The following is a 15,761-nucleotide window of genomic DNA, read 5'->3' on the forward strand; positions in this document are numbered from 1 at the left end:
CCCGGCCGGGTAACCAGACCTTAAACCCCCGAACAGCCGTATGGCGAGCACTCCGGTGTGTTGATCATTCCGATCGGAGGCCGCCGCGCCGGCGCAGCCGCCGCGCGGCGGCGTTGCGCACGGCGCGCGTCCGGGCGGAGGCGGCCAGCAGGGCCAGGGCCGCGTCGGAGGCGGGCGACGCGACGGCGGTGCGCTGGCACCAGTCGGAGGCCGCGGTGAGTTCGGCCGGGGACCAAGTCCCGCCGCCCGCCATCGCCTTGAGGAGCGTCCACTCGCGCAGCCGGCGCGCGGGGAAGGCGTGGCCCTCCAGTACGGAGTGCAGCGCGCGGGCCCAGTCGCGGAACCCGGCGTCGGCCGGCAGCCGTACGGCGCGGCGGTCGAGGTGGGTGACCACGGCGCTCTGCGCCATCACCGGGTCGGGGTCGCGTAGGACGGCGGCCACCGCCCCGGCCTCCCCCGCCACGCCGGCCGCCCCCGCGGCGGCGAGGCGGTCGAGGTGGCGGGCGTAGCGCCAGCGGTCGGGGGCGGAGTGCCCGGAGGCGGGCCCGGGCCGCCCGTCGGGCACCGGGCCGCGCCCGGCCGCCGGTCTCGCGGCCGGGGTCTCCCGGGTGTCCCCCGGCGTCCCGTCCGTCTGTATCTCGCAGGTCCCCATGCCCCCATTCCACACGACCGGCCCGGGGCCCGCGGGGCCGGGGCCGGTCTCGGCGCTCCGGCCGGCCCCGGCACTCGGCCGGTGGGGGCCGCACCCGCCGGGCGGAAGCGGGCCGGCCCGGGCGCGCGGACAGCGGCGGCGACCCCCGCCGGGCCGGGCCGGTGCGGCTCGGCCCGGCGGGCCGGTCACCAGCGCAGGCCCTGCTCGGGGAGCTCCGTGGGCGGGGTGCGGGGCGGGAGGGGGAGGCCGAGCTGGACGCGGGCCGCGTGCACCGCCGCGAGTTCCCGACGGCCCTCGGGACCCCAGTCGCTGAGCTCCCGCACCTGCTCCGGGGTGGCCAGCAGCCGGGCGTACGCCGGGTCCCCGGCCGGGGCGAGCCCGGTGAGGCGGGCGGCCGTACGGGCCAGCGCCGCCCGGTCGGCGTACCGGTAGCCGAGCGGGAGGGCCGCCACGGCGGGCTCCGCCTTCGGGGCGGGGAGGTGGGCGGCGCCGGTGGCGCGGGCGATGAGCAGCAGGACCCGGCCGTCGGGGGCGAAGAGCCAGCCGGAGTGTCCGCGTACGGGCAGGTGCGCGGGGACGGGGCCGGGGTGCCAGGTGCCGTGCTGCGGCACGCGGCGGGTGCGCAGGACCCCGAGCCGGTCGAGGGCGGTGGGGACGGTGGGGCGTCCGTCCTCCAGCAGGGCGGGTCCCGAACCGTTGACGCGGGCCCGGAGGGCGGCCAGGGCGCGGCGGGCGTCGCCCGCCTCCATCAGGACGGCCAGGTCGGCGGGCTCGGCGAAGTCGATGCCGGTGATCTCCTGGTCGGGCAGGCGGATGGACTCGATCCGTTCGGGGCTCCAGGTGCCGCCGTCGTACACGTGCAGGATCTCGCCGGGGAAGCGCATCTCGGGCGGGATGCCGGGGATGCCGGCGGGGATCCAGTCCACGGCGAGCCCGCGCGGGTAGCGGCCGTCCACCCCGAGTTCCTCCCGCACCTCGCGGGCGGCGGCCGCCGCGGGGGCCTCCCCCGCGTCCACCGCGCCGCCGGGCAGCAGCCGGTCGGGGCGGTAGTCGACGCTCTGGACGAGGACCCGCCCGTCGGTGTCGGTGACGAGGACGACCGCTCCGGTCCAGAGGGAGGCGCGCGAGGCCCCGTACTCCGCCGGGGTCATCCAGGTGCCCGCCCGTCCGGGGTCGTCGGTCAGCTGGGGCATGGGCACTCCGTTCACCGTGGGTGGGTCCGCCGTCCGTCCAACAGCGGGCGCGACCCTCGGGTTACGGCGGGCGGCGGGTGGTCGGAGGCGCCCCGGCTTTACCACCCGTATACCTTCCCGGCCCTCTCGACCTTCCTTATTGCCCGATTATGTCGATCTTGATACGGTCCGTCGTGCGGGCTGGCGGTGTGAAAGTCGCTGGTCCGACCACGTATGCGGCCCCGCACTCACCCGTCCGTGTGAGCGGGGGCGCCGGACGGTGCTCCGGTACGGCAGGGTGGGCGGATGCCGTCGCGCTCCCCCCTCCCGCTCTGGGTCCCCGTCCTCCTGCTGGCCGCCGGGTGTGTGACCGTACGGCCGCCGGCGCCCGCCGAGGCCCCCCGGCAGGAGCCCGCGGCGTCCCGGACGGCGTGGACGCCCCGGCCGCCGGCGACGCGGGGCCTGCCGCTGGGGCCCGTGCCCGAGCCGCGGGAGGCACCGCCCGCCGAGGAGGCCGCCCCCGCCGGAGCCCCGGAGACCGAGCTGCGCCCCCGCCCCGAACGGCCCGCCGCCCCTCCCCGCCCCGACCACCGGCCCCCGCACCACGCCTCCCCCGCCCGCCCGGCCCACCGCACCCCCGCCGCGAAGCCGCGCGGCCGGGAACCCGCACACGGCGGACCCCGGCCCGCGCCCCCTCCGTACGACATGTCCGCCCTGTGCGAGGCCGCCAGGGGCCGGGTCGACCCCGCGATCGTCGCCCTCTGCCACTAGGTGTTCTGTCCCGGGAGGCGATGCACCGGGCAGGGCGCAGGCCGTCGAAGCGGCCCGGACTCCGCTGTCGGTGCGGCGTGGCACAGTGCACCGCATGAACGAGGACATGCATGGCGTCGCGCTGGTCGACCGGGTGATCGAACGGGTTCGGGAACGGGGCTGGCCCACCTGTGACGCTCCCGACGTGGACGAGCCGGTGCCCGTCGCGCCCGAGGTGCTCGACCGGCTGACGCTGCCCGGCGGGCGGCCGCTGCCGCCCAGCCTGCGCCGCTGGCTGGAGTTCGACGGTTCCTGGCTCGCCTGCGTCGGCTGGTACGACGACCCGGCCGAGCCCGTGTTCGGCGACCGGGGCCTCGGCGCGACGGCGCAGTCGATGTACGGCGAGGGCTGCGGCATGGCCTCGACCTTCGACGACTTCGAGCGGCTGCTGCCCGCCGTCTGCCTGCCGCTCGTCGGCGGCAGCGACTCGCGCCGCCTGCTCTACCTGGGCTCGCCGGACTCCACGGGCGAGTACCCGGTGCTGGTGACCGACATCGACGACCTGCCGTACGTGGCCGTGATGTACCCCGGACTCGACGTGTACCTCGCGGACCTCGCCGAGGTCCTCGACCTGGACTTCGACACCTACACCTCGCTCGCCGGGCACCCCGAGTACGCCGCGCGCATGGCCGAGCACGCCGAGAACACCGAACTGGGAGCGGACGGGCTGGAGTTCCACGAACTCGACCTGCCCGACTGAACACCGCCCGGCACCGGGCACCGCCCGTGCGCAAGGGAATTGGGTGGATGCGCCCGCTCCGGATACCTACAGTGACCGGACACCCCGTCCCCCGAGCAGGAGCCGACCATGCGCACGCACTACCCCCGCACCGCGCACCTGCCGTGGTCGCCCGGCGCCACGGCGGACGACGTGCGCGCCCGCGGGACGGCGGATCTCGCCGGACGGGAAGTGGTGGTCACGGAGAAGCTCGACGGGGAGAACACCACCCTGTACGCGGACGGGCTGCACGCCCGCTCCCTGGACTCCGGCCACCACCCCTCCCGCGCCTGGGTCAAGGGCCTCCAGGGCCGGATCGGGGCCCGGATCCCGGCGGGCTGGCGGGTCTGCGGGGAGAACCTGTACGCCCGCCACTCCCTCGGCTACGGGGAACTCGACAGCTGGTTCTACGGGTTCTCGGTGTGGGACGCCGACGACCGCTGCCTGGACTGGGACCGCACCGTGCGGTTCCTGCACGGGCTCGGCGTACCGGTACCGCGGGTGCTGTGGCGCGGGGTCTACGACGAGCGCGCCCTGCGCGGGCTGCGGGTCGACACCTCCCGGCAGGAGGGCTACGTCGTCCGGACCACGGCCGGCTTCGGCCGCGCGGACTTCGGGCGGTACGTGGCCAAGTGGGTGCGCGGCGGGCACGTGCGGACCGACACGCACTGGATGTACGCGCCGGTGGTGGTGAACGGCCTCGGCCCCGCCGCCCCGCTGTGGGCCGTCCGCTCGGGGTCCGAACCCGACGCCGGCGCCCTGCTGTCGGCCGTGGGGGCGGACGCTCCGGCCGGTCCGGAGCAGGAACGGGCCGTCGCCGGAGTCACGGCACGGCTGGACGGCGCCGGCCGCACCGGGGAGGCCCGGCTGGCCGGGGTGCTGGCCGCCGCCCTGCACCGCGAGCCCCGGGCCGCCCTCTCGGCGCGGCTCGCCGCGGGGCCGCTCGGGATGCGGACGGCGCGCCGGGTGGCCGACCTGGTGGGGCTGTACCCGGTGCTGCGCAGGCCCTACCCGGACGGGGAGCGGCGGGCCGGGCTGGTCCGGCTGGCGTCGGCCGCCGACCTCGGGGTGCTGCACGCCCTGGCGGCCGCCCTGCCGGGCGCGACGGCCGAGGAGCGCGAGTACGCCGAGTGGTCCGCGCTGTGCGCGGAGGAGGCCGGCCTGCTCGGCCCCGACCCGCTGGGCCCCCTGCGGGACGGACTGCGCCCGGCCCTCCTCAGGCTGGACGCCGACGCCGCCGACCGCTGCTGGGCGGAGGCCCGCGAGGCCTTCGGCCGGGGCGCGCTGTCCACCGCCGAGGAGGCCGTGGCCGCGACCTGGCGGTGGCGGGACGGCTCGGCGTACCCGCGGCTGATCCAGCTGTGCGGGCCCTCCGGCAGCGGGAAGAGCACCTTCGCGCGGAACCTGCCGGGGGTGGACGCGTACGTCTGCCTCGACGACCTGCGCGAGGCCCGGGGGGCGCGCGCCGACCAGCGGGCCAACCCCGAGGTGCTGCGGGAGGGCCTGGAGCGGCTCGACCGCGCCCTGGCCGCCGGAGGAACGGCGGTGTGGGACGCCACCTCCCTGACGGAGCGGCAGCGCGGCCTGGCCGGGGCGGTCGCACGGCGCCGCAACGCCCTGGTCACCCGGGTGGTGGTGCTGGTCGGGGAGGCCGAGCTGCTGCGGCGCAACGCGGTGCGCCCGCATCCGGTGCCGGAGGCGGTGCTGGCCGCGCAGCTGCGCCGGTTCAGCCCGCCCCACCCGGGGCAGGCGCACCGGACCTGGTACGTCGGGGCGGGCGGAACGGTGGAGGACGCGGCCGGGTCCCTGCGGGCCGCCGACGAGGGGGAGGACCTCTGATGCGTACCAGTGAGCAGCTCTACCACCAGGTCCGCTGGGACCCCCGCTTCGACCCGGCGCGGTTCACCCTCGGACTGCTCCAGCGCGGGGCCGCCCCCAAGCGGGTGCCGCTGCCCTCGTTCGTGCCGGGCGGGGACATCCCGTGGCACCGGGTGCTGTTCGTCGAGGCCGACGGCGAGCTGGTGTGGGACCGGGCCACCGGGCTCGACCGGATCGATTCGACGCGGGCTGGGCGGGTGCGCGCCCCGCGGCTGCTGCGCGAGCCCTTCTTCACCGCCCGGACCCCGCACGCCTGGGACCCGGCGGGCGGCGGCGCCTGGCGGCCCGTCCAGGCGGGTCCGGCGGCGCCGCCCCCGGCGCGGGTGCGGCTGCTGACCTGGAACACCCTGTGGGACCGGTACGACGCCCCGCGCATCGCCACCGCCCGGCGCCGGCCGCTGCTGCTGGCGGACCTGGCGGTGGCCGACGCCGATGTGATCGCCCTCCAGGAGGTCGAACCGGCCCTGCTGGCCCTGCTGCTGGCCGAGCCGTGGGTGCGGGCCGGGTACGTCGTGGGCACCGATCCGGACGGCGCCGACGTGGCGGACAGCGGGCTGCTGGTGCTGAGCCGGCTGCCGGTGCGGGAGGCCGGGCTGCACGTGCTCGGCCGGCACAAGGCGGTCGCCGCCGTCACCGTGGAGACCGCCGGCGGCCCGCTGGTCGTGGCGGCGACGCACCTCAGCAGCGACCACTCCGAGGACGGCGCCGGCCGCCGGGAGGCCGAACTGGCCCGCCTGGCCGAGGGACTGGGCGGGATCGACGCCGGCCTGGCGCTGCTCGGCGACTTCAACGACGGCCGCTGCGGGGCCGAGGGGCCGGCCGCCGCGCTGGGGCTGCGGGACGCCTGGAACGAGGTGCACGGGCCGGCCGACGACACGCCGACCTTCGACCCCGGGGCCAATCCGCTGGCCGCGGTGGGCTCCCTGACGGGGCGGGCGGGCCGGCTGGACCGGATCCTGCTGTCCTCCGCCGCCGGTGCGCGGGTACGGGAGGCGGCGCTGCGGGGCGACTCCCCCGCGCCCGACGGGCTGTTCGCCTCCGACCACTTCGGGGTGGAGGCCACCGTGGAGTACGGGGTGCCGGACGGGGCCGGGCCGCTCCTCGACGTACCGGCGACCGCGCGGACGGCGGTGGCCTGGCTGCCGCCCGACGACCCGGCGGTCGCGGAGCTGCGCCGGGCGCACGACCCCGGGGTGGAGCGCTGGCCGGCCCACGTCAACCTGCTGTTCGGCTTCGTCCCGGAGTCGGCCTTCGCTCGGGCGCTGCCGCTGCTGGCCGGGGCGGCGGCGGGGATCCGGCCGTTCACCGCCCGGCTGGACGGGGTGCACTCCTTCGGGCGGCGCGAGGACGCCACGCTCTGGCTGGACCCCGCGGCCGGTGAGGGCGGGGACGCGCCGTGGCAGGAGCTGCGGCGGGCCCTGGCCGGGCGTTTCCCCGGCTGCGGGGGCCGCTCCGCGGGCTGGACCCCGCACCTCACCCTGGGCCGGAGCACGGACCCGCGCCGGACGGAACAGGAGTGCGCCCAGCGGCTCGGCACCGCCCCGCGCACGGCCCGTGTCGCCGAACTCGCGGTCCTGTCCCGCCGCGGTGACGGCCCGATGCGGGTACGCGCCCTGGTGGACCTGGGCACGGGCACCTGGCGCTGGACCGACGGGCCGGACCCCCGGGAACCGCTCGACGCCGAAGCCGCCGGGCCCCGGAAGCCCGACACCCCACCGGCCGGAAACCTCCCCCGGCCCGAGCCCCGCCCCACCGACAACCCTCCCCCAGCGGGCGAGTCGGCTGCGGACCTGACACCCGGGGCCGCCGCGACACGGGGCGCCAGAGTTGCCGTGACGGGTGCGGGTGGTGGGGTGGCCGGGCTGGTGGCAGCGCGGATCGCCGCCGCGCTGCCCGAGGCGGTGGTGCGGTCGGCCGGGTCGCGCGCGATGGGGTGCGCCCTGCCGGGGGCCGACCTGGACCTGGTGGCGGTGCTGCCGGGCGCGCCCGGCGCGGGGACGCTGCGGGCGCGGGTGGCGGCCGCGCTGCCGGAGGCCGAGCGGCTGCGCGAGGTGACGGGTGCCCGCGTGCCGGGGCTGCGGATGTGCGTGTCGGGACTGGACGTGGACCTGGTCGTGGTCGGGGCCGGCGCGCTGGACCCGGCGCTGGCCGTGGACCGGCGGGCGGAGCTCGGCGAGGCGGCGGCGGTGGCGCTGAGCGCGCTCTCCGACGCCGACGCCGTACGGGAGTCGGTGGGGGCCGGGCACTCCGCCTTCGCCGCGCTGGCCCGGGAGGTCAAGGCCTGGGCGCGGGCCCGGGGCCTGGACTCGGCGCCCTTCGGGGGCCTGCCCGGGCTGGCCTGGGCCGTGCTGGCGGCACGGACGGTGCGGGACGCCGGGGACCGGTCGCCCGCGGCGCTGCGGCGGGAGTTCTTCGGCACCTGGGCGGCCTGGGACTGGGCCGAGCCGGTGTCCCTGGACCCGGTGACCGACGCCGCCGCGGGTACGGACCCGGTCACCGTCCTGACCCCTTCGGCGCCGGTCCGCAGCTGCACCGCCCAGGTCGGGGCGGGGCTGCGGGACCTGATGGTCAGGGAGCTGTACGAGACCTGGGAGCGGCTGGAGGCCGACCTGGAGGGGCTCGGCGGGATCCCGGCGGCGGCCCCGCCGCACCGGCGGCACGCGGCGTGGGCGGTGGTCACCGTACGGGGGGACGCGGCGCGGGAGTTCGAGGAGAACCTGGGCCGGGCCCGGGGCCGGCTGCGCGCCCTGCTCGGCGCGTTCGAGGAGGCCGGGCTCACCGAGGCCCACGCGTGGCCCCGCCCCTTCGAGCGGTCCCCGGCCCGGGCCCGCTACGCGGTGGGCCTGGGCCCCACCCCGCCGGACGCCGCCACCCTGGCCGCCCTCACGGCTCCCTGGGCCGCGGGCCTGCCGGGCGTGGAGGTCACCCGCGCGAACGGCGGCGAGGTCCCGGACCTGCTCTAGGGCCTGTCATCAAACTCCCGCCCTCCGAACGCCCGCGCGGTGCGGTGCCGGGCGGCGCGGGTCCGGGGGCGCCTCCCGGCGGTAGCCGGGGGAGCAAGATCCGGAAGAGGCGCCCTAGGCGGTCGTTCGGGGGGCGGCGTCGGGCGGGAGGGGGACCGCTTCGCCGCGGACCGGCTCGGGGGACGGGTGGACGCGGCCGTTCCAGGAGCCCGGTGTCCGGCCGGGCTCCCAGGTGACGTCGAGGGCGGTGCCGTGGAACTCGCGTCCGAGTTCACACAGATTCGCGGCCGTGTTCTCCTTGGCCTGCTCGGCGGTGGCTGCCTCCAGCCGCCCGCAGAAGACCGAGCCGTCCGCCGTGAAGGTGCTGCGGCGCCAGCCGTCGGGTGTGGCCAGCAGGACGACCTCCGTCGGTATCCCGTACGGAAGCCGCTTCCCGCCCGTGTTCTCTCTCATGAGCCCATTGAATCAAGGCCGGGAGCCAGTGGCGGGAGAGGCCGGAGGAGTTCGGGGCCGGCAGAGCGGGGCCTGAAGAAGGGTCAGGGTTCAATGATGATCTTGCCCGCCGTGTGGCCCGCCTGGCTCAGGGCGAAGGCCTCCGCGAGGGCCGAGAGGGGGAAGGTCTCGGCGACGGTGACCGTCAGGCGGCCCTCGTCGGCGAGGCGGCCCAGGGCCGCGAGGTCCTCGCCGACCGGGCGGACCCACATCCACTGGCCACCCGCCCCGAGGACCGTGTGGTCGGCGATGGAGGCGTGCCGGCCGCCCTCGGCGAGCACCGCCGTGGTGACGTCCAGGACCCCGCCGACGAAGTCCGCGACGACGCTCACCCCGTCGGGGGCCAGCGCGCGCACCCGTTCGGTGAGCCCGTCCCCGTAGGCGACGGGCTCGCAGCCCAGCTCCCGCAGCCGGTCGTGGTTGCGGGGCGAGGCGGTGCCGATGACCCGGGCGCCGAGCACGCGGGCGATCTGCACGCCGAGCGAGCCGACCCCGCCCGCCGCGCCGTGGACCAGGACGGTGTCGCCCCCGCCGGTGCCGAGGCGGGTCAGCAGCTGGTACGCGGTGAGCCCGGCCAGCGGCAGACCGGCGGCCTGCCGCCAGTCGAGCGAGGCGGGCTTGCGCGCGAGGGCCCGTACGGGGACGGAGACGAACTCGGCGAAGGTGCCGCCGTGCACGTAGTCCTTGCGGGCGTACGCCATCACCTCGTCGCCCTCCGCGAACTCGGGGACGTCGATGCCGACCCGCTCGACGGTGCCGGCCACGTCCCAGCCCGGGACCACCGGGTACACGACGTCCATGAGGCCGTCGAGGCCGCCGGCCATGATCTTCCAGTCCACCGGGTTGACCGCCGCGCACCGCACCCGGACGAGGACCTCGCCGGGAGCGACCTTGGGGACCGGGAGCCGGGTCTCGGCCAGCACCTCCGGTCCGCCGTACGTCTCGTACGCCATCGCCCGCATGGTGGGCCGGCCGTCCTGGGGGTCCTGTGACATGGGTGTGCCCTCTCGGTGAAGGTGAGCCGGCGCGGCCGCCCCTTCCCCCATCCCACCACGAACGGCCCGGCGCACGCCGCCCGCAACGCGGGCGGCGGCGAAGCCCGCGGCCGGCTCACTCGTACTCGGTGCCGCCCTTGCGGGTCAGGTAGGCCGGGCTGACCGCCTTCGCGATGGCCCGGCCGCCGACGACCGGGCTGTACCGCTCGACGGCCGGCCGGATGACGACGCCCTCGCGCAGGTGCAGGCCCCGGCCGGACACGGTCTCCCGTCCGCCGGCCAGCTCCAGCACGGTCTCCAGGGCGTACGGCCCCTCGTAGAGCCGCGGCACCAGCGGGAGTTCGCCCTCCTCCAGCACCCGCGCCGGATCGAACCAGCGCACCTGCCCGTCGATCTCGGCGGACACGTCGAAGACGGCGAACCCGGGCGGGGTGCCGGCGTCCCCGGCCCGGGCCCCGTACGACAGGTCCTGCACCCCGGCCCCGTACACCTCGCCGAAGACGCCGACGCGGGTCGCGCCGAGCCGCTCGGCCAGCCGGGCGGCGGCCCGCTCGACGCCGTGGCCGCGGACGGCCCGCCAGTACACGTTGCCCGCGTCCTCCTTGAGCGCCAGGCCGCGCGCGCCGTACCCCTTCGAGGACACCAGGACGCGCTCCTCGCCGGCCAGGTAGGTCACCAGGCAGGCCGTTCCGTGGAGCTTCTCCGTGAGGACGACGGCCTCCCCCGGCTCGAAGACCCGCGGGTAGCGCTGGAGGTTCTCGACGTCCACCCAGGGCAGCAGCCCGGGAGCCGCTTCGACCTCGCCGTTCATCGTCGTGGGGACCGGTGGCGACCACTTCACGATGCCCAGCGCCTCGGCGAAGTCGGTGCCCCCCTCGGCGGCGCGCTCCAGATCGACGCCGTCGAGCGCGCGGGGCCGGCACACCAGGCCCTGGGACAGCTCCCCGCGCAGCCGGACGGCCTTGACCCGGTCGTGGGCGCTCCCGGCGAGCCGGCCGGTCAGCCCGAGTTCCTCGATCAGGGCGGCGGGCAGGACGGCCTGCTCCGGGATGTAGAGGGCGAACTCGCCGGTCCGGTAGGCGCCCTTGGCGACGACGGCCCGGTAGAGGCCCACCTGGGCGAGTTCCAGGGCGTCGGCGTTCGGATGGGCGTGGACGGTGAGTTCCTCGGCGGTGACGCGCAGGGTGGACACGGCGGCTCCTCGGCTCGGCTGGGGTGTGCCGGACCACTGTCGGGGCCGCCATTTCCGCTGGTCCAGCGGATATCGGGGTGTTAGCCTGCGCCCGCCCGGCAACCGGCCTCACGGCCGTACGACTTGGAGGACCCCCATGGAGCAGCGCCCCGTCACCGTCGTCACCGGGGGGAGCAGGGGCATCGGCGCGGCCACCTGCGTCCGGCTCGCGGCGGAGGGCCACGACCTGGTGCTGGGCTACGCCCGTGAGGAGGCGGCCGCCGAGTCCGTGGCGGAGCGGGTACGGGCGGCGGGCGCGCGGTGCGTGACGGTGCGGGGCGACACCGCGCGGGAGCAGGACGTCGAGCGGCTCTTCGACGTCGCCGGGGCCGAGCTGGGGCGGGTCACGGGGCTGGTGAACAACGCCGGGGTGACGGGCCCGCTGGGCCGTCTCGCCGATGCCCGGACCGAGGACCTGCGGCGGGTGGTGGAGGTGAACCTGCTCGGCTACCTGCTGTGCTGCCGCCGCGCCGCCCGGGACATGGCGCGGGCGGGCGGCGGGGCCATCGTGAACGTCTCCTCCGCGGCCGCCACCCTGGGCAGTCCCGGGGAGTACGTGCACTACGCGGCGACCAAGGCGGGCGTCGACACGCTCACCGTCGGGCTGTCCAAGGAGCTGGGGCCGGACGGCATCCGGGTCAACGCCGTGGCGCCCGGCGTCATCGAGACCGACATGCACGCGGCGATGGGCGACGCGGACCGACCCGCCCGCACGGCCGGCGCGACCCCGCTGGGTCGGCCCGGGCAGCCGGAGGAGATCGCCGGGGCCGTCGCGTGGCTGCTGTCGCCGGACGCCTCGTTCACCACAGGTGCGGTCCTGCGCGTTTCGGGCGGCCGCTGAACCCCCGGCGTCAGCCGAACGCGGCGCGCGTCGCCGGGCCGTAGACGCCGTTCGGGTCGCCCTTGATGTCGCGGTCCCGCTGGAGCTGGGAGACCCCGCGCTTGGTCTGGCCGTCGTAGACCCCGGTCACCCTGACATAGGTGAAACCCTGCCCGTAGAGCCGCTCCTGGAGGGCCCTGACCTCGGGCCCCTTGTCGCCCGGGCGCAGCGTCCCGGAGTCCGCGGGCGGTTGCTTCGCGTTCTTGTCCGGGCCACCGGCCGAGGGGCTCGGGGCGGGCTTGGCGGAGGACGCGGAGGCGGACGGGCCGCGCGTGGACGCGGAGGCCGAGGGCTTCGCGGTGGCGGCCTGGCTGCGCACCTCGGGTTCCCCGGCGCCCGGGCTGCGGGCGGGCAGCGCCGGCAGGGCCAGGTCCGGGCGGACGGCGGCCTCGGCGGTGTCCGGGTCGGGCCCGCTCAGCAGGAACACCAGCGTGCCCGCCCCGGCGGCCAGCACCCCCAGCGCGAGGACGGCCAGGGGCAGCCGGCTCCCCCGCCGCTCGGGCACGTGGCGGGGCGCCGCCGCCGCGGGGCGGGCCGGGTGTTCGGCCGGCACCCGGGGCAGGGGGACGGTCAGCGCCTCGGCCGGTTCCGCGAACGTCGGCCAGGCGGGGTACGCCGGGGCGGACGGGCTCTCGGAGACGCCGACGTAGGGGCGTACGAACAGGCGGTCGTCGGGCTCGGGCCCGCTCTCATCGGGGTGTGGGGACACGGTTGTCTCCCGGCACGGTGGGGGGCCGGCGCGACGGTGCGGCACCGGCCCCCACCCGCCGGTCAGGCCCTGCGCCGCCGGGCGACCGGGGTCTGGCCCGCTCCCGTGGCCGGCGGAGTGAGCAGGGAGCGGACGGGTATCGGCATCTGAGGCGTCTCCGAAGTGCGGCTCATACGGTCGTTCTTGAGCGGACTCTTTCCGTCCGGGGCGGCTCCGGTCAAGCCGGGTGTCCGATCCGCCCCATCCATCCGCTCTCCGCCCGCCGCTCCGGGGCCCGGTTCCCCGCTCCGGGCCCGCCGGAGGTGCACCGCCAGCGTGACGGCGGCGGCGAGCGTCAGGGCGGCGCCGGTCAGCGGGGCGGCGGGCACGGAGACCCGGTCCACGGCGAGCCCGCCGGCGAGCGCACCCGCCGCGATGGCCACGTTGAACATGGCCACCATCAGCGAGGACGCGGCCTCGGCGGCCCGTGGCGCGGCCCTCAGCATCCACTTCTGGAGGCTGACGGACACCCCGCCGTAGACGAGGCCCCAGAGCAGCAGCAGGCAGGTCCCGGCGACGGCCCCCGGCAGGACGGCCGTCAGGGCCAGCACCCCCGTGAGGACGGTGCTGACGGTGAGCAGCGTACGGCGGGGGTCGCGCGGCCCGGCCAGGAAGTTGCCGGCGACCCCGGCGACGCCGTAGCCGAGCAGGAGGGTGCTGACGGACCCGGCGCCGACGCCGGAGACGTCCCGCAGGATCGGACGGACGAAGGTGTAGGCGGCGAACTGGCCGGTGACCACCAGGAAGGTCACGGCGACCCCGGTGCGGACCCCGGCGTTGCCCCGCAACAGGGCGGGGAGTTCGGCCAAGGTGACGGGCGCGGCCGGCGGCAGGGCGGGCAGCAGCAGGAGCAGCGCGGCCAGGGCGAGCGCGCCGAGGGCGCCGACGGCCGCGAAGGCCGCCCGCCAGCCGCCGAGTTCGCCGAGGAGGGTCCCGGCGGGGACGCCGAGCACGGAGGCGGTCGGGACGCCGCCGAATATCAGGGCCGTGGCCCGGCCGACGCGGTGCGCGGGGACCAGCCGGACGGCGAGACCGCCCGCGATGGCCCAGAACCCGCCGACGCCGATGCCGACGAGCAGCCGGGCGGCCAGGACGACGGTGAAGCCGGGGGCGACGGCGGCGGCGAGGTTGGCGGCGGCCATCAGGCCGATCAGCGCGCACAGCACGCGCCGCCGGTCGATCCGGGCGGCTCCGACGGCGACGAGGGGCGCGCAGAAGCCGGCGACGATTCCGGGGACGGTCACCATCAGGCCGGCGGTGCCGTCGGAGACGTGGAGGTCGGCGCCGACGGGGGTGAGCAGTCCGATGGGCAGGAGTTCGGAGGTGATCAGGCAGAAGATCCCGAGGGAGACGGCGGCGACGGCCGCCCATCCCTTCAGGGGACGGTCGCCGGTTCGGGGAACGCTGGACGCGGCGGGTTCGGTCATGCTCGGCACTCCGTACGGGGTGAAGGCGGACGGGCGGTGAACGGGGCCCGGCGGCACCGGGCGCCGGGGGTCGCGCCTCCCCCGCCGCCCGCACTGCCGTGCCGTGCCGATCGCGTTCGAGCCCATTCTGCGGCCGTCCGGGCCTTCCCCGGCCACCCCTGTGGAGAATCGGTTCTCCGGGGTGGCGGGTGGTTCCCCCGTCCCGGCCGCGTCACCCGGAAGCGTGAGCGGCGCGACCGGGTCGGCCCGGACTGCGGCATGGTGGTCGGGTGCTGTTGCGCCGGGCCGCCCTGCCCCTCTCCCTCCTGGCCCTCCTGGCGAGCGCCGGCTGCGTCTCCGTCGGCCCGGAGCACGGCGTCCCGGGCCCCGCCCGGGGCTCGGCACCGCCCGCCGGCGCCCCGGACGCCGGTCGCCCCGATCCGACCCCGCCGCCCCCGCGGGCCCTCCCGCTGGGCGAGGTCCCGGACCCGACGCCGGACCCCGCTCCGGCACCTCCCGTCCGCAAGGCCCGTCCGCCGGCCGAACGTCCGCCGAAGCCCGCGCCGCCGCGTCGTGCCCGGCCCCCCAAGCCCGTACCTCCGCACCGCGCCGCGCCTCCCCCGCCGCTCGGGGAGGAACTGTGCGAGGCCGCGGAGGGGACGGTCCCGCCCTCCATCGTCGACCTCTGCGTCCGCCAGTACGCCCGCTGAACGGTACGGACGGGACCGGGCCGCAGCGGGCCGGCCACCGGGTCACCGGCCTCCGGGAGCCGCCGTGCCCCTGAGCGCCCCGCACCGGCCGCGGACCGTCCGGCGGGCCGATCGCAGCCGGCGCACCGCACTGTGGCCGCGCCGGCTCCACTCGGCGCGCGGCAGTCCGGCGCGCTGGCCGCCACCGGTGATCAGGGCGTTCACCGGGGCGTGCGGGTCGGCGGCCATCCCCTTGGCGACCAGGACCCCGACCACGAGCGGGACGAGGGCCACGGCGAGGGCGGAGCCGGCGCAGGTCACCCGGTGCAGGCGCGGGCGGGGGGATTCCGAGGTCATGCCGCCATTTCAGCAGCGGCGCCGGGGCGGGGAATCGGCGCGGATACTCAGGCCGTTGGAAGGGGGTACTCAGACGGCGGAGGGCGGGCGTGGTGGCGGATCCCCAGGGGCAGGGCTTGGAACCGGCGACGGGTGACGGTCCGCCCCCGTCGGGTCCGGCGCGGGCGGCCGAGCTGCGCACCGCGTACGAGGGGCTGCTGCAGATCCGCCGCCTGCTGACCGGGGGCGCCGGCGTTCCCGCCCCGTGGGAGCTGCGGATGACGCGGCGCGCGGTGGCCCTCGTCCTGGAGGCGGCGGGGTTCCCGCCCTCCGCGGTGGACGCCGACGGCCGGCGCAGCCGCACCGGCTACCGGGTGGCGCCGGGGCCGGAGGGGCGGGTGGAGGTCAGCTGGACCGGGCCGCCCGGGAGCGGGGCCGCCGGGGAGGAGCGGGAGCGGCTGGCGGCCTGCGCGGCGGAGCTGGAGCGCCACGGCTGGGACTGCCTGCTGTACCGGGGCCCGCGCGGCCGCCGGTTCCTGGAGGTGGCCGCGCCCCACCCGGGGGGATGAGCCCCGCCCACGACCCGCGCCCACAACCGGCGTCCCCGCCGACTCCCCCCGCCCCCCGCCTGCGCCTGCTGGGCCACCTCGGCCTCGGGGGGGGGGGGGGGGGGGGGGGGGGGGGAGAAGAGGGGGGGGGGGGGGGGGGGAGGGGGAGAGAAAGAAAAAAAAAAAACCAACCCACAACCCCACCCCCCCCCCCCCCCACCCCTCCCCACCCCCCCCCCCCCC

The 15,761-nt window shown here is 77.8% G+C and carries 15 protein-coding genes; 7 read left to right on the plus strand and 8 right to left on the minus strand.

What is annotated here, in order from left to right; translation table 11 throughout:
* Positions 1–64: 64 nt before the first annotated feature.
* Positions 65–652, minus strand: coding sequence for a hypothetical protein (locus tag ACZ5NJ_RS26815; protein WP_468767868.1), 588 nt, complete (start codon positions 650–652; stop codon positions 65–67).
* A 185-nt stretch (positions 653–837) separates the two neighbouring features.
* Positions 838–1,845 carry an NUDIX domain-containing protein gene (locus tag ACZ5NJ_RS26820; protein ID WP_468767870.1) on the minus strand — a complete coding sequence of 336 codons (1,008 nt, stop codon included), beginning with the start codon at positions 1,843–1,845 and terminating at the stop codon, positions 838–840.
* 285 nt (positions 1,846–2,130) lie between these two features.
* On the opposite strand from ACZ5NJ_RS26820, the gene ACZ5NJ_RS26825 reads away from it, so the two are divergent.
* From ACZ5NJ_RS26825 to ACZ5NJ_RS26840, 4 genes are all read left to right on the plus strand, one after another.
* Positions 2,131–2,595: a hypothetical protein gene (locus ACZ5NJ_RS26825; protein WP_468767871.1), complete on the plus strand. Its 465-nt coding sequence runs from the start codon at positions 2,131–2,133 to the stop codon at positions 2,593–2,595.
* A 94-nt stretch (positions 2,596–2,689) separates the two neighbouring features.
* Positions 2,690–3,334, plus strand: a complete 645-nt coding sequence (locus tag ACZ5NJ_RS26830; RefSeq protein ID WP_468767873.1) for a hypothetical protein — start codon at positions 2,690–2,692, stop codon at positions 3,332–3,334.
* A 108-nt stretch (positions 3,335–3,442) separates the two neighbouring features.
* Complete coding sequence (locus tag ACZ5NJ_RS26835; RefSeq protein ID WP_468767876.1) at positions 3,443–5,191, plus strand: RNA ligase family protein; 1,749 nt, start codon at positions 3,443–3,445, stop codon at positions 5,189–5,191.
* Positions 5,191–8,193: a poly(A) polymerase gene (locus ACZ5NJ_RS26840; protein ID WP_468767878.1), complete on the plus strand. Its 3,003-nt coding sequence runs from the start codon at positions 5,191–5,193 to the stop codon at positions 8,191–8,193. The genes ACZ5NJ_RS26835 and ACZ5NJ_RS26840 overlap by 1 nt, the downstream gene beginning before the upstream one ends.
* A gap of 114 nt (positions 8,194–8,307) precedes the next feature.
* On the opposite strand, the gene ACZ5NJ_RS26845 is transcribed toward ACZ5NJ_RS26840, so the two are convergent.
* The 3 genes from ACZ5NJ_RS26845 to ACZ5NJ_RS26855 form a co-directional block, all read right to left on the minus strand.
* Complete coding sequence (locus ACZ5NJ_RS26845) at positions 8,308–8,646, minus strand: hypothetical protein (protein WP_468767880.1); 339 nt, start codon at positions 8,644–8,646, stop codon at positions 8,308–8,310.
* Between the two features lie 83 nt (positions 8,647–8,729).
* Positions 8,730–9,647, minus strand: coding sequence for an NADP-dependent oxidoreductase (locus ACZ5NJ_RS26850; protein WP_468767902.1), 918 nt, complete (start codon positions 9,645–9,647; stop codon positions 8,730–8,732).
* A 148-nt stretch (positions 9,648–9,795) separates the two neighbouring features.
* A complete protein-coding gene (locus ACZ5NJ_RS26855) occupies positions 9,796–10,872 on the minus strand; it encodes an RNA ligase (ATP) (protein ID WP_468767881.1) in 1,077 nt (358 codons plus the stop codon).
* 136 nt (positions 10,873–11,008) lie between these two features.
* Between ACZ5NJ_RS26855 and ACZ5NJ_RS26860 the strand changes: the two genes are divergently transcribed.
* Entirely contained in the window at positions 11,009–11,752 is a 744-nt protein-coding gene (locus ACZ5NJ_RS26860; RefSeq protein ID WP_468767885.1) for an SDR family NAD(P)-dependent oxidoreductase, read from the plus strand.
* A gap of 10 nt (positions 11,753–11,762) precedes the next feature.
* Here the strand turns inward: ACZ5NJ_RS26860 and ACZ5NJ_RS26865 are convergent, their stop codons facing one another.
* Together ACZ5NJ_RS26865 and ACZ5NJ_RS26870 are read right to left on the minus strand one after the other, a co-directional pair.
* Positions 11,763–12,500 (minus strand): peptidoglycan-binding domain-containing protein, encoded by a 738-nt coding sequence (locus tag ACZ5NJ_RS26865; RefSeq protein WP_468767887.1) that lies wholly within the window; start codon positions 12,498–12,500, stop codon positions 11,763–11,765.
* A gap of 62 nt (positions 12,501–12,562) precedes the next feature.
* Positions 12,563–13,966 (minus strand): MFS transporter, encoded by a 1,404-nt coding sequence (locus ACZ5NJ_RS26870; protein WP_468767889.1) that lies wholly within the window; start codon positions 13,964–13,966, stop codon positions 12,563–12,565.
* Between the two features lie 269 nt (positions 13,967–14,235).
* Between ACZ5NJ_RS26870 and ACZ5NJ_RS26875 the strand changes: the two genes are divergently transcribed.
* The gene (locus ACZ5NJ_RS26875) at positions 14,236–14,655 is read left to right on the plus strand and encodes a hypothetical protein (protein WP_468767891.1); all 420 of its coding nucleotides are present in this window, start codon (positions 14,236–14,238) and stop codon (positions 14,653–14,655) included.
* Positions 14,656–14,697: 42 nt separating this feature from the next.
* Here the strand turns inward: ACZ5NJ_RS26875 and ACZ5NJ_RS26880 are convergent, their stop codons facing one another.
* On the minus strand, positions 14,698–14,991 hold the full coding sequence (locus tag ACZ5NJ_RS26880) for a hypothetical protein (protein ID WP_468767892.1): 294 nt from the start codon (positions 14,989–14,991) through the stop codon (positions 14,698–14,700).
* A gap of 92 nt (positions 14,992–15,083) precedes the next feature.
* Between ACZ5NJ_RS26880 and ACZ5NJ_RS26885 the strand changes: the two genes are divergently transcribed.
* Complete coding sequence (locus tag ACZ5NJ_RS26885) at positions 15,084–15,539, plus strand: hypothetical protein (RefSeq protein WP_468767894.1); 456 nt, start codon at positions 15,084–15,086, stop codon at positions 15,537–15,539.
* Positions 15,540–15,761: the final 222 nt, after the last annotated feature.

The sequence above is a fragment of the Streptomyces sp. NPDC032091 genome (assembly GCF_055580265.1).

What these genes read in the sequence shown, in the direction of transcription:
- ACZ5NJ_RS26815 (WP_468767868.1), bottom strand. Translation starts at nt 652, where the DNA reads ATGGGGACCTGCGAGATACAGACGGACGGGACGCCGGGGGACACCCGG.
- ACZ5NJ_RS26820 (WP_468767870.1), bottom strand. Translation starts at nt 1,845, where the DNA reads ATGCCCCAGCTGACCGACGACCCCGGACGGGCGGGCACCTGGATGACC.
- ACZ5NJ_RS26825 (WP_468767871.1), top strand. Translation starts at nt 2,131, where the DNA reads ATGCCGTCGCGCTCCCCCCTCCCGCTCTGGGTCCCCGTCCTCCTGCTG.
- ACZ5NJ_RS26830 (WP_468767873.1), top strand. Translation starts at nt 2,690, where the DNA reads ATGAACGAGGACATGCATGGCGTCGCGCTGGTCGACCGGGTGATCGAA.
- ACZ5NJ_RS26835 (WP_468767876.1), top strand. Translation starts at nt 3,443, where the DNA reads ATGCGCACGCACTACCCCCGCACCGCGCACCTGCCGTGGTCGCCCGGC.
- ACZ5NJ_RS26840 (WP_468767878.1), top strand. Translation starts at nt 5,191, where the DNA reads ATGCGTACCAGTGAGCAGCTCTACCACCAGGTCCGCTGGGACCCCCGC.
- ACZ5NJ_RS26845 (WP_468767880.1), bottom strand. Translation starts at nt 8,646, where the DNA reads ATGAGAGAGAACACGGGCGGGAAGCGGCTTCCGTACGGGATACCGACG.
- ACZ5NJ_RS26850 (WP_468767902.1), bottom strand. Translation starts at nt 9,647, where the DNA reads ATGCGGGCGATGGCGTACGAGACGTACGGCGGACCGGAGGTGCTGGCC.
- ACZ5NJ_RS26860 (WP_468767885.1), top strand. Translation starts at nt 11,009, where the DNA reads ATGGAGCAGCGCCCCGTCACCGTCGTCACCGGGGGGAGCAGGGGCATC.
- ACZ5NJ_RS26870 (WP_468767889.1), bottom strand. Translation starts at nt 13,966, where the DNA reads ATGACCGAACCCGCCGCGTCCAGCGTTCCCCGAACCGGCGACCGTCCC.
- ACZ5NJ_RS26880 (WP_468767892.1), bottom strand. Translation starts at nt 14,991, where the DNA reads ATGACCTCGGAATCCCCCCGCCCGCGCCTGCACCGGGTGACCTGCGCC.